Source organism: Croceicoccus estronivorus (assembly GCF_001625325.1).
Classification (GTDB): domain Bacteria; phylum Pseudomonadota; class Alphaproteobacteria; order Sphingomonadales; family Sphingomonadaceae; genus Caenibius; species Caenibius estronivorus.
This window is the reverse complement of record NZ_JRQQ01000006.1, coordinates 80,974-93,486: the sequence shown is the minus strand read 5'-3', so window position 1 is coordinate 93,486 and position 12,513 is coordinate 80,974. Positions and strand designations below refer to the sequence as shown.

11 protein-coding genes are annotated in these 12,513 nt (G+C 61.5%); 6 read left to right on the top strand and 5 right to left on the bottom strand.

Going from position 1 to position 12,513, the window contains the following annotated elements:
- Window positions 1-9 precede the first annotated feature (9 nt).
- The 3 genes from MB02_RS10275 to MB02_RS10265 are packed head-to-tail and all read left to right on the top strand — an operon-like array spanning window position 10 to window position 3,756.
- On the top strand, window positions 10-960 hold the full coding sequence (locus tag MB02_RS10275) for an alpha/beta fold hydrolase (RefSeq protein WP_067536677.1): 951 nt from the start codon (window positions 10-12) through the stop codon (window positions 958-960).
- Window positions 957-2,237 (top strand): MFS transporter, encoded by a 1,281-nt coding sequence (locus MB02_RS10270; RefSeq protein WP_067536673.1) that lies wholly within the window; start codon window positions 957-959, stop codon window positions 2,235-2,237. The genes MB02_RS10275 and MB02_RS10270 overlap by 4 nt, the downstream gene beginning before the upstream one ends.
- A 28-nt stretch (window positions 2,238-2,265) precedes the next feature.
- Window positions 2,266-3,756, top strand: a complete 1,491-nt coding sequence (locus tag MB02_RS10265; protein WP_067536670.1) for a class I adenylate-forming enzyme family protein — start codon at window positions 2,266-2,268, stop codon at window positions 3,754-3,756.
- 36 nt (window positions 3,757-3,792) lie between these two features.
- Here MB02_RS10265 and MB02_RS10260 read toward each other — a convergent pair whose 3' ends face one another.
- From MB02_RS10260 to MB02_RS10240, 5 genes are read right to left on the bottom strand one after another with little or no spacing between them, the layout of a single operon-like run.
- Window positions 3,793-4,755, bottom strand: coding sequence for an enoyl-CoA hydratase/isomerase family protein (locus MB02_RS10260; RefSeq protein WP_067536666.1), 963 nt, complete (start codon window positions 4,753-4,755; stop codon window positions 3,793-3,795).
- Entirely contained in the window at window positions 4,752-5,513 is a 762-nt protein-coding gene (locus MB02_RS10255; RefSeq protein ID WP_067536663.1) for an enoyl-CoA hydratase/isomerase family protein, read from the bottom strand. The genes MB02_RS10260 and MB02_RS10255 overlap by 4 nt, the downstream gene beginning before the upstream one ends.
- Window positions 5,510-5,821: a DUF6285 domain-containing protein gene (locus MB02_RS10250; RefSeq protein ID WP_067536659.1), complete on the bottom strand. Its 312-nt coding sequence runs from the start codon at window positions 5,819-5,821 to the stop codon at window positions 5,510-5,512. The genes MB02_RS10255 and MB02_RS10250 overlap by 4 nt, the downstream gene beginning before the upstream one ends.
- Entirely contained in the window at window positions 5,821-6,810 is a 990-nt protein-coding gene (locus MB02_RS10245) for a phosphotransferase family protein (protein WP_067536656.1), read from the bottom strand. Before MB02_RS10245 ends, MB02_RS10250 begins: the two co-directional genes overlap by 1 nt.
- Window positions 6,791-7,804 carry a DUF7064 domain-containing protein gene (locus tag MB02_RS10240; RefSeq protein WP_067536651.1) on the bottom strand — a complete coding sequence of 338 codons (1,014 nt, stop codon included), beginning with the start codon at window positions 7,802-7,804 and terminating at the stop codon, window positions 6,791-6,793. The genes MB02_RS10245 and MB02_RS10240 overlap by 20 nt, the downstream gene beginning before the upstream one ends.
- A gap of 147 nt (window positions 7,805-7,951) precedes the next feature.
- Here MB02_RS10240 and MB02_RS10235 point away from each other — a divergent pair, with 147 nt between their 5' ends.
- The 3 genes from MB02_RS10235 to MB02_RS10225 all read left to right on the top strand — a co-directional run bounded on the left by MB02_RS10235 (window position 7,952) and on the right by MB02_RS10225 (window position 12,511).
- A complete protein-coding gene (locus MB02_RS10235; RefSeq protein WP_067536648.1) occupies window positions 7,952-8,767 on the top strand; it encodes an acyl-CoA thioesterase in 816 nt (271 codons plus the stop codon).
- A gap of 138 nt (window positions 8,768-8,905) precedes the next feature.
- On the top strand, window positions 8,906-9,916 hold the full coding sequence (locus tag MB02_RS10230) for a helix-turn-helix domain-containing protein (protein WP_067536646.1): 1,011 nt from the start codon (window positions 8,906-8,908) through the stop codon (window positions 9,914-9,916).
- 102 nt (window positions 9,917-10,018) lie between these two features.
- A complete protein-coding gene (locus MB02_RS10225) occupies window positions 10,019-12,511 on the top strand; it encodes a CaiB/BaiF CoA transferase family protein (protein ID WP_067536643.1) in 2,493 nt (830 codons plus the stop codon).
- Window positions 12,512-12,513: the final 2 nt, after the last annotated feature.

Here is a 12,513-nt window from a genome sequence, read left to right as displayed (position 1 = left end):
CGCGCGTCGATGACGCCAACTTCCCATCGTTGCGAGATCGCGGGTCTGGAATATTCCTATCTGACCTGGGGCGAGCAGGATTCACCTCCTCTCCTTCTGGTGCATGGCGGGCTCGATCATGCAGCCGCATGGGCACCTATTGCAGAAGCGCTTGCGATTGAACGGCGCGTAATCGCCGTCGATCTGCGGGGGCACGGGGACAGCGCGCATGTCCCGGGCGGGGACTATTCCCTGTCGGCCTACATTGCCGATCTGGCGGTATTCATCGATCGCGTATGTGGGGGACGGGTCGATATCGTCAGCCATTCCATGGGGGCAAGAATATCGCTCCTACTGGCAGGGGCGCGGCCGCATTGCGTTTCCCGGCTTGTGGCTATGGAAGGGATGGAAGGCGGGCGGCTTGCGGCGTTGGTCGGTCCGGCGGCGGACGCGCGGATGGAAGCCTGGCTTGCCCGGCGCGAACTGGGTCGCAACACCAGCGAAGTCGAACGTATCGCAGCCTGGCTGGATGAACGTGATGCGCTGTTCGACGTCCGTCCCCGTGTGTACCCGAGTGTGGATCAGGTGGTCGAACGCTTGCTTCGCGATGGTGACAAGCGCCTGACGCGAGAGCAGGCCATGTATCTTGCGCAGACAGGGACCAGGGTGAGGCCCGATGGTGGCCTTGAATGGAAATTCGATCCGCTCGTCCGCCAACAGATATTCATCCAGCCGTCCAAGACATTGCGCGAATATTACAGGCGCATCACCTGCCCCGTATTGCATATCTATGGAGCGCAGAGCTGGGCATACCCGCCCGTGGCAGACGACCTTGCGGCATTCTCCAATGTCGCGGTCAATGTGATCGAGAATGCCGGGCACTGGGTCCACCTCAATCGCGCCGAAGCGGTCGTGGCCAGGATCCTCGATTTCATGAAAACGAAACAAGCAGCCGAAGCGGCAATGGGCGAGGTGACATGAGCGTGGTTCATCACTCAAGCGGAAGAAATTCCTCCTACCAGGGGTGGAAGGTGCTGGGCGGGGCTTTCACCTGCGCATTGCTCGCGATTGGCAGCACGGTTTACATCTTCGGATTGCTGGTCTTGCCGCTGTCCAGCGATTTCAACCTCTCGCGGGCGGATGTGAATACCGGTTTGATCGTGTTGCTGATCGGCTTTGCCCTGTGGGGTGCGCTGTTCGGGCGGCTGCTGGACCGGTTGCCGGCGCGTGCGGTGATGGCGGCAGGCGGGCTGCTGCTGGGCACAGGGCTGGTCGTGATTTCGCGCAGCCAGTCGGTCGGTGTGATGCTGGCCGCCACTGTGCTGCTCGTGGCGCTGGGGGCGACGGTGGGTGGCAGTCTGGCGGCCAACACGGTTACCTCGCGCTGGTTTCGCAGGCGGCGCGGGCGCGCGATGGGTATCATCGCGGTGGCGACATCCGGCGGCGGTTTTCTCATGCCGCCGGTCATGGCTGTTTTGATCAGCCAGTTCGGGTGGCGGGACGCCCTGACCATTCTGGGCATCAGTATTGCAGTGATCATGGTCACGTCAGCACTGCTCTTCGTGCGTGACCGGCCGACAGAACAAGCACTGAGGGCTGCCGGGGAACTGGATAGCGGCGCGACTGTGCATGCTTCGCTGGATGCGGAGGAGCCGGTCTGGACGTTGAAGCAATTCCTCAGCACGCCCAATTTCTGGTTCATCATGCTGGGCACCGCACTGTTGCTGACGAGCGATCAGGCCGTCATCGCCTCGCAGATACCCTACTACCTTGGGAAAGGTGTGGGGATGGAGGCCGCTTCGATCCTGCTCGCGGTCCAGTCCGCTTCGGCAGTGGCAGGCAAATTGCTGGTCGGCTTTCTGGCGGAACGGTTCGACATGCGACGGCTGTTCGGGCTGGTTGCGGGGGCCCACGTCGCGATGCTGCTGCTGTTCATCTTCTGGCCGGGCTACTGGGCGATGCTGTTGGCGGTTGCGTTGATCGGCGTTGCTATCGGCGGCGTGTATCCGGTCTGGATGGTGCTCATGGCGGCCGCTTTCGGGTCGCGCAACTTCGGGCAGATTCAGGGTACGATGATGCTGGGCATCTCGATTTTCTCAATCGCAGGCCTGCGCTTTATCGGCGAAGTTTACGATCGGACCGGCGGCTATGAAAGTGCCTTCGGGGTGTTCCTGGTAGGTGCGATCATATCCTTCATTCTTGTCAGTCTGGTGCGGACCGGACCCGGCGGATCACGTCCGGTGCCGGCGACGGCATGACTCCACCTAAGGGACCAGCTTTCTACTCATGAATATTTTCACACTTCTGGAGATGGCGGCGGACGCGATGCCGGAGCGCGTGGCGCTGGTGAACGGCGACACGGTGCTGCGCTATGATGAATTCATGGCGGCCGTGCGGGGCGCCGCGACATTAATCGGTGCCTCGGACGCAGAGCGCATCGCATATCTCGATGTGACGCATCCGGCAGGTGCGGTGGCCTTGTTCGGGGCTGCCCTTGCAGGCAAACCGTTCGTTCCGATCAACTATCGGCTGACCGAACCTGAAATTGCCGCTCTGCTGGAGCGTGTCACTCCGGCCATGCTGATTACCGGCCGTGAGATCAATGCCTATGGCGTAACGACCCTTTCGCCCGATGCGTTTCTTGCCGCCGCACTGGCGGCAAGTCCGGAACCGGGGGATGCGCCGGACGTGGAACGGGGCATCGCAGTGGAATTGTTCACCAGTGGCACCACTGGCGCGCCCAAGGCGGCCATTCTGCGTCACGATAATCTGATGGCGTATATTCTCGGCACCGTGGAGTTCATGGGCGCGAGCGAAGACGATGCGACGATCGTCACCGTTCCACCCTATCACATCGCGGGGATTTCTGCGGTGCTCAGCTCTGTCTATGCGGGCCGCAGGATGGTGCAATTGCCATCGTTCGAACCGGGCGAATGGCTGCGACTGGCGCACGCGCATGGCGTTTCCAACGCTTTTCTCGTGCCGACCATGCTGCAACGGTTGGTGCAGCATATTGATACGGAAGGGATGGCGCCCACGCTGCCGGCGCTGCGCGCCATTGCCTATGGTGGCGGTAAAATGCCGCTGAAAGTCATTGAACGGGCAATGGAATTGTTCCCTGGCATCGATTTCACGAATGCGTATGGCCTGACGGAAACGAGCAGCACGATTTGCCTGCTCGATCCAGAGACGCATCGTGCTGCGGCGGCTTCCGATGATCCGGGGGTGAGGCGTCGGTTGGCTTCGGTCGGCAAGGCCTTGCCGACCGTCGAACTGGTGGTTCGTGACGAGGATGGACGAGATCTGGGGCCGGGAGAAGCCGGGATGGTGTTTGTCCGCGGTGAACAGGTTGCGGGCGAATACCATGGCGCCGGGAGCCAGATAGATGCCGAGGGCTGGTTTCCCACACGTGATCGCGGCTGGCTGGATGAAGAGGGTTACCTCTTTCTCGATGGCCGTGCGGATGACGTGATCGTGCGCGGAGGTGAGAATATTTCTCCCGGTGAGATCGAGGAAGTGCTCCTGGGTCACCCCGCCGTGGCCGAAGTGGCCGTGGTGGCGATCCCTGATGCCGAATGGGGAGAGGCTGTTGCGGCGGCTGTGGTGACCGAGCCTGGCGCCAATGTGGAAGCGGATGATCTGCGGGCCATGGTGCGCGGCGCTCTCCGGTCCAGTCGCGTGCCGCAGGCCATCCGCTTCGTCGAGAGCTTGCCCTATAACGAGACGGGGAAGCTGCTGCGGCGCATGGTGCGACAGGATTTTGCCGAGACCGTGTAAGGTACCTCTCGGCCGGGTTTGCTGATCGGCGCTATCTTACAGGATTGCGTCGATCAGGCCCCATTCCAGCGCTTTCGCGGCAGAAAGGCGCTTTTTCGTCAGCGCAAGCCAGGCGGTGCGTTGCCGCCCCATGCGGCGGGACATGCTGACGGTTCCACCAGCACCGGGTATGAGTCCGTAATCAAGTTCGGGCAGCTGGAACCAGCTGCGCCGGGTGGCGGTGAGGCGGCTGGCGAAGGCGGCAATCTCTATGCCGGCACCGATCGCCGCACCATCGATGTGGGCTTCCAGACGATCACGCAGTTGCGCGGCGCGTGTCGCAGGCAGCCGCAGGCTACGGATCCAGTGGGCGGTGGCCGGATCGGCGACCAGGCCGAACTCGGATACCTCACCGCCGGTCGAGAAGCACTGACCTGTTGCGGTCAATCGAACCCGTGCGATCGTGTCGTCGCTGAGCGCCAGATCCAATGCTTCGCACAAGGCGTCACGCATCGTTGCATCGATGGCGTTGCGCGCGGCCGGATTGTCGAGGCGCAGGTCGAGAATGTCTCCATCGCGGAGGATCGCGAGCGGATCGATGCCCCCCGGGGGGACACTACACGGTGCCTCCGCCCGCCAGCGCAGGAAGTCCTGGCCGCGTTGCACCGTAGCATAGGCGAGGCTTTCCGCAGTCAGTGCTTCAAGAACGGGTAGTCGCTCGCTCGCGCGGAGGTGCTGCACGAGAATGGTCGAGGCAATGGGGGCATGGCTGATCGTTCGGGCGATTACGGGCAGGGCGCTCTCATCGTCCAGCTGGACATCACAGGCTTGTACCAGCGGTGCTTCGGAGGGCCCGATGGCCAGAACCGGGCAAGGCAGCATGCGGATAAACTCGGCATGCGCGATAGCACCATCGGTTACGCGGATTGCGAGGAAAGGTCGCTCTGTCTCAGGGCCGAAACGGTCAAGCGGCTCGCGTATCTCGGCAAGAGTCGCAAAATCCTCTTCGGTCAGGATCATCGCTTGAAGAATGCGTCGAGCGCGGCTTGCGTTTCAGGATCGGCGGCCCGCTTTGCGATCCACTCTGCTTCCAGCGCCAGTTGATCGGCAAAGCCGTTGCCTGCACTCTCATCGAGTTGACGTTTGAGCACTGCCAGTGCGCCGGATGGCAGTGCCGCGAGTTTGCGTGCGACTGCCATGGCTTCGCGGTCAAGCTCATCGTCTTTCACGATCTGGGAGACGAGGCCGATCCGTTCGGCTGCTTCCGCTGTCAGCACGGGGTTAAGGGCCAGGATCGTGAAGGCGCGACTGCGACCGACCAGGCGCGGGAGCAGCCAGGTCGCGCCGCCGTCTGGCGTGAGGCCGGACTTGGAGTAGGCGGAAACAAGCTTGGCCGACTGGCCCGCGATTACTACATCGCCGCCGAGAACCAGACTGAAGCCCCCGCCGGCGGCTGTCCCGTTGAGGGCAACAACGAGCGGGGCCGGGGCGTTGCGCAATCGTTCAATTCCGAGATGGAAATGGCTGGCCATTTCGAGCACGTGGCGTTCCGCACGATCTTTCTCGGCGATCATCTCCGCAAGGTCGCCTCCGACTGAAAACATCGGTCCATCCGCGCGTAGCAGAATGACGCGAACCCGTGGATCAGTGGCGCAATCGAGCGCTGCCAGCGCGAAATCCTTGGTAAACTGGAGATCGACCGCGTTGCGGCGTTCCGGATTGGCAAGGGTCAGCGTGGCGACGCCATCTGCGATCGACAGGGTAATGCGGAGGCTCATCGGGCATGCTCCGGCAGCAGATGATCGGGCTTGACGCGCCGAACGCGTTCGATTGTGCGGGCCAGGACGGTAGCGAAAGTCGCGTCCCAGTCATCGTCGCATTGGCCGGACCGGATCGCCCGGGCTAGCGCCTGCTCGTCGACATCGTCGAGCGGGCCCATTTCGAGCTCGCGGCGGACCATGCCAAGCAGGTGATTGCAGACCAGCGCCTCGTACCGGTCGCCGGAATCAAGTTTCGGCCCGATCCGGCCAAGGAAATCAGCCACCGTGGCGAGTAGATCGGCACTGGTCGGACGATAGTCGCGCATCAGTCGTATGTCCCGGAAAGTGTCATCAGGAGATCGTATTCCATCAAGGCAGCGTTGCGGCCGCAAGCGGCATAGGCCGGCGAACGCCGACCGTTGACGTGGCCAAGGCCCTGCAGGCCGTTATAGAAACCCCAGCGGATGAGGCCGTGTACTTCCCACCAGCGTATTTCCTCAGGGGTTATGGCGCGTCCGCCAGCTGCGCGATAGGCTGCAATCAGGTCATCGCGTGTTCCGAAGCCGCCGGCATGCCTGTCGATTGCCCCGAAGCGCCATGAGCGCGTGCAGAGCCAGCCGAGATCGGCGGCCCCATCGCCGATGAAACTGCATTCCCAATCCAGCAGCGCGGCCAGGCCTTCGGGGCCGATCATGAAGTTCCCGTTGCGGAAGTCGCCATGGACCATCGCAGGAGCGACTGCATCCGGACGATGCGTTTCCAGCCAGCGGAGGCCAAGTTCCAGTGCGGGGTGGGGTTCTGCGATCGAATCGAGACGCATTGCCAGTGCTGCAACGGGATCTCCACTCTCCGGTATCTCGCGCAGAAAGGCGAAATCGTCGAGATCCAATGCGTGCAGGCGCACAAGGGCGTCTGCGAGCTGGGCCAGAATGCGAGAGTGGTTGGTGGTGTCCGCAAGCAGGCGCCGGGGCAGTGTTTCGCCGGAAACGAATGCCGTAACGAAGCCGGGACCAAGCGCATCCTGTTCGTCATAGGCAAAGACCGGCTCGGGCACGGGGATGCCCGAGCGATGGACTGTCGTCATGATCCGGAACTGCATGTCCGGCGGGAGGAAGGGGTTGGCCTTGTCGGAGAAGGTTTCCTCGCGTGACACGAGACGGCGGGTCCCGGCAGGCTCGACGAGATCGAACAGCAGAGTGCGGTTCGACCCGCCCAGCGTCGCCTGAGTGAGATTGTCCACGCGGGCTTGTGCGCCGAAACGACGGCGTACGGCATCGGTCAGCGCAGCAAGTGGATCAGAGGGGATAGCCGGCAAGTGTTCCGTCCTCCGCCACACGCTCGATATATTCGGTCATGCCATATCCGATCACGCCGTCCCACTCCCAGCGAGTATGCCCTTCGGCAATGCGGCTGAGAAGTTCGCGCCCGTTTTCCTCACGCCGGTTGCGTAGCGGGGCCAGTGAGAGGATTTCTCCTTTGATGGTGGCGCGTTTGCCGTCCTCGGTAATTACATTGACCAGGACATTCCTGGGATCGCGCGTCGGCGACCAGTCCGTGACGAGATCGAAATCGGCAATCTCGTGATACGCATTGTCGAGCATCAGCACCCCTGAACGGCGCGCACGATTGGTTTCGTCAGCCAATTTGTGAATCATGAAGCCACGCCCGTCCGGAAAGGCGGCGAGCAGCAGGCGATACCATACGATGTTGGTCCACCAGCGCGGTCCCCAGCTGTGATCACGCCAGCCGTGGCCGGGATCGAGAGTCCAGGTTTCGTCACCAATGCGAATATGCCCGGTCGCCCGGATGTGCTGATTGAAATGGCCGAGGGAGAAATCCCGGCCATACATGGTGGGCTGATCAGGTGATGTCGGCTCGCCACCGTGCTGGGGCGAGATGGTATCGAGCGTCCATTCGAGCGATCCGGGCAAACGCGGCGCAGCCTGCAGCTCCGGACCGGGATTGCGGAGCACGGAGGGGTCATCCAGAATCATCAGCTCGCCTTCGTACCGGGCGGTGATCCGTTTCATCGGCTCGACCACATCAAAGCCGAGTCCCCCGGCATCGAGCACACTGTTGGAAGAAATGCGTGGTCGCCGGAAGGAGGCAGCTATGCGGCCATCCGGCAGGTAAAGGCAGACCGAAAGCTCGGCCCGGCCTTCATTCACGCGATTGCCCAGACGCATCCATCCACCAACGCCGGTACGGTCGTCGAAGGCATTGACATACACGCTTTCGCTGAAATTCGGTTCGGGGCCCGGTTCGTGAGTATATTCGTCGATCGGGTCGAGCCGGAAATCGCGCATCATCCTCTCTCCTTGTCAATTCGGTCGCACAGCTATGCGATTTGGCAGTGCAAATGAACATGGTTCATTTTGTGGTGTGGTTAAAGGCTTAATCCGGGGCTGTCGCAATTTGTCTAACGACCTGCGGCTGTTAAACGCATACGCGAGGTCATGGCTGGATTTTTTGACATGGACCTTGCCCCCGGCGGGGAAGGCTACGCATTTGATGTTGCGCCGTTGCGGTCGGTGGGGCCGGAAGCCAATCCTTTCATGTTTGGCGGGATAGGCCTGGGTGCGGCAGTGGCGGCGGCGGAACATAACACGGGCCGTGCGACTGTTTGGGCCACTGCCCAGTATCTGGCATTCGCCCCGCGTGGCAGCCGGGTTGCAATTGATGTGGCGCCGTTGATTAGCGGGCGTTTCACAACCCAGGCCCGCGTCACGCTGCGTCAGGACCAGCGTGATATAATCGTTGCCGGCCTGTCACTGGGCGCGCGGCCGAATGCGCCGCGCAGCCAGTGGGTTCGGCCAAGTGCGGTGCCGCCGCCGGAAGATTGTGCGTTGCTTCCGATGCGGTGGGCATCGCCTGAAGGGGGGCTGTTTTCGCGGATGGAGGTGCGCATCGCCAAGGGGTGGGATACGCGCCCCGACGCACCCGATGCAGGGCATATGGTCGTGTGGATGCGGCCTACCGCAGGTGATCCGATCGACCGGCCCATGCTGGCGCTGATGGGGGATTTCGTTCCCGCATCGATTGGTAATGCGCTGGGTGACGGGGGCGGTGATCTGGCGGTCAACAGTCTCGACAATTGCGTGCGTTATCTCACGCTTGCGGAAACCGACTACGTGCTGTGCGACATCCATCTGCAAGGGGCATCAAGCGGCTTTGCGCATGGTCAGATGCTGCTTTACGCGCAAGACGGGACCCTGATGGCTTCGGCAAGCCAGTCCGTGATTGTGCGCGGTTATCGCCTTCAGCCGGCCTGATTACAATTCTTCGCCATATCGGAATGTTGCTGCATCTTTAGCATTCTCTCCACCTTGCAAATTCACGAACGATCGTTAGTCTATCGGTTGCGGCCAGACTCAAAAGAGCGCCGTGTGGGAGAGGAGGATAGATTAAAGATGGCGGCAGAACTGCTCATCGACCGGTATGCGCGGGCATTCTTGGAAAGTGCTGCAAAATACGGTCTCAGTCGCGATGCTCTATGTTCGCGCCCTGTGGTGCCGGGCGGCCGGTATGGCCCAATGGAACTGGCGGAGATTTCCCGTAAGGCCAAGCTGGTGAGTGGGGACGAATTCGCTGGCCTGACTCCGAACGCGGTGCGTGCGGGCTCCTTTGAATTGATGTGCGAGATGGCGACGCTCAGTTCGACGCTTGAGGATGCCCTGTGTCGGGCATTCCGCTTTTATAGTGTGGTAACCAGTGATGTGTCGTTCCGGCTGGAATCGGAGGGAGTTGATGCTTCGATCCTGATGACGATCGAAACGGACAGCAGTGATCCGCACCATGTGCTGGGCGAATGGTGGCTGCTGTTCTGGCATCGCTTCTCCCAATGGCTCACCGGTGAGGAAGTCGTGATCGAGGAAATTGAATTTCCTCATCAGCCCGAAGTCGATGTCAGTGCCTATTGCGAGGTGATGGGGTCCAGCATCCGCTTCGGCGCACGCCAGATCCGGTTGAGTTTCCCGGTGGTGGTGCTTGATCGACCGGTGGTGCGCGATCTCGAAGATCTCAAAACTTTTCTGACGCCTACGTCGGTCGATCTTGCCAACGAAGGTCGTCTCGGCCTGGCGGAAGCGCTCCGCGTGAAATTGCAGGCCCACCTGCAGCGGGATCAGCGGATGCCCAAGCTGGAAGTGCTCGCGGAAGAATTCGGCATGTGTGGTCAGACCGTGCGTCGCCGGCTTGAGGCGAAGGGCTTGAGTTATCGCGAGCTGAAGGCGGAAGTGCGGCGCAAGGTCGCCATGCGCTGTCTCAAGGACGGGGACATGCCGATCAGGGAAGTCTCGCAGCGGGCGGGTTTCGCCGAGCCGAATGGCCTTTCACGTGCGATCCGTTCCTGGACTGGGGTCAGCCCCAGTTCGTATCGGGCAATGCTTGCATCCGGGCAGATGTCGACAGGCAGCGGATAGAGTTTTTTCGCGACTGTCTGTAAGTTTTGGCCATGTCTCGCCGGGCGCCCACCGGGTAACATCCTCTCGCTGTCAAAAAAGGCTCGAAGAGGGGATATTGGAATGGCTGGCGTATTAAGCGGTCTCAAGGTGCTCGATTTGTCTTGGGGGGTGGCCGGCCCGATCGTGACCATGCTGATGGTGGATCACGGCGCCCAGGTGACTCGAATCGAACCGCCCGGTGGCGATCCCTTTCGCGATCAGGTCGGCTACAAGGTGTGGCAGCGAGGCAAGCGTAATGCCGTCTTCGACCTGAAGGACGATGCCGACCGCGAGCTGTTTCTCAAGCTGGCGCAGGACGCAGATGTGCTGGTCGAGAGCTTTTCGCCCGGCACGACCAAAAAGCTCGGCATCGATTACGAGACCGTTGCGGCACTCAACCCGCGCATCATCTATTGTTCCATCACCGGATATGGCGACGTGCCCGAGCATCAGGGGCGTCCAGCGTACGACGCTCTCGTTGCCGCGCGCGTTGGTCTGCAGTGGGAACAGCGCGGCTGGCCTGAAGGTGCGCTAAACCACATTTCCGGACGCGCCGATCCCTTCGAGGAGGTGGAGATTCCGCGCGAATGGACGCAGGGGCCTGACCGCGACGGACCGCTCTTTTCTGCAGTGCCCTATCCCAGCATGGGGGCAGCCTATTCCGCATCGCTTGGCATTGCGGCGGCGCTTTATGCGCGCGAACACACCGGGCGTGGCCAGCATGTGAAAGCCAGCCTGATGCAGGGTGCGCTCGCGGGTGCTGCAGGCGTTTGGCAGCGCGCCGAAGATATCGACGCGGAAATGTTCAATACCTGGATACTCAGTTCGAAGGCGCCGAAGGGACACTATGAATGTTCCGATGGACGCTGGATCCACAACTGGGTGCCAAACCCTCGTTTCATTCTCACGGCTTCCGAGGGGGACACGCTCAACGCCACGCCTGATCTTTCAGTTCAGAACGACCCTGATCGGTTCGGGACAGGACCGGAAGAAATCGTCGTCATGTCTTATTACCAGCCAATCCTGGCTGAAGCGATGAAGCGCTTCCCCGCTCAGGAGTGGGTCGATGCCGCGGCAATTGCAGGCGTAACGATGCAGGAGGCGCGTTCGCCCGAAGTTGCCTTGAACGACCCGCTGCTTATTGCGGACCGCTGCTCGTTCGAGCTTGACGATCCCGAACTGGGGAAATTGCGACAGATCGGTGTCAGCTACACGTTGACTGATAGCCCTGGAGAGCCCGGCGGGCCTGCGCCATCGCTGGATCAGCACGGCGCTGAAGTGCGTGCAGATGCAGCGGCGATTGTGGCGGCACAGGCAAAGCCGCACGCAGTACAGGCTGGCAACAAGGGGCCGCTTGCCGGTGTACGGGTCCTCGACCTTGGGCTGGCCATTGCTGGGCCGTTCGGAACGCAGTTGCTGTCCGACCTCGGGGCGGAGGTCATCAAGATCAATGCGCTCTATGATACGTATTGGCATCGCAATCACGTCGCCTACATGGCCAATCGCGGTAAGCGTTCGATCGCATTGGATCTCAAGGATCCGCGCGCACGGAAGGTATTGGAGGAACTGGTCCTCACTGCCGATGTGGTGCAGCATAACATGCGCTACGATGCGGCCGAACGGCTTGGCGTCGATTATGAGAGCCTCAAGAAATTAAAGCCTGATCTGATCTATTGCCATACGCGTGGGCACGAGCACGGGCCGCGCCAGGCTTTGCCGGGCAATGACCAGACGGGCGGGTGCCTTGCTGGCGTTCAATACGAAGATGGCGGCATGGCTAATGGCGGCAAGCCGATGTGGAGCTTCACTTCGTTTGGTGACACCGGCAATGGCTTCCTCTCGGCTATCGGCATCTGTCAGGCGCTCAGGCACCGGGAGTTGACCGGCAAGGGGCAGCGGGTCGACACCTCGATCGTCAACGCGCAGCAACTCAATTGTTCCTTTGCCGTTGCCAAGGCCGATGGCGGGACGATTGATCGGCCGCGTCTCGACGCGATGCAAACGGGCCTGTCCGCTTACTATAGCCTCTATGAAGGCGGCGATGGCGGGTGGCTCTGCGTGGCGGCGCTGACGCCGGAAACACGCCGAGCTCTCGAACAGGCTGCCAATGTGAAAAGTGGCCTCGACGACAAGGCGGCCCGCGCGGCTTTCGCAGCGAAATTCCGCGAGAAATCAGCGAAGGCATGGTTGGATGCGCTCGATGCAGCGGGTGTTCCATGCGAAATTTCCGACCCCGAAATCTCGCGCCGTTTGCATGACGATCCCGAACTCGCCAAGCGACAGTGGACGGCTTCCTATCCGGATCCGTTCGTCGGACGGATCGATCAGATCGGTCTGCTTCTCGAATTTTCCGAAACACCGGGAGCGATTCAGGGGCCGCCGCTTGTGGTTGGGCAGGATACCCGGGCCATTCTCGCCGAACTCGGGAGGAGTGAGGAGGAAATCCAGGAACTGCTGGATACCAATGCCGCGCTCGCCTGGGCGCCGGGAGAAACGCACAAGGTATTCGCGAGCCGTTGGGCTCAGCCGCCTGCATCGCTGCCTGAAAACAGCGACACCGGCGCCGAAGCCTGAAG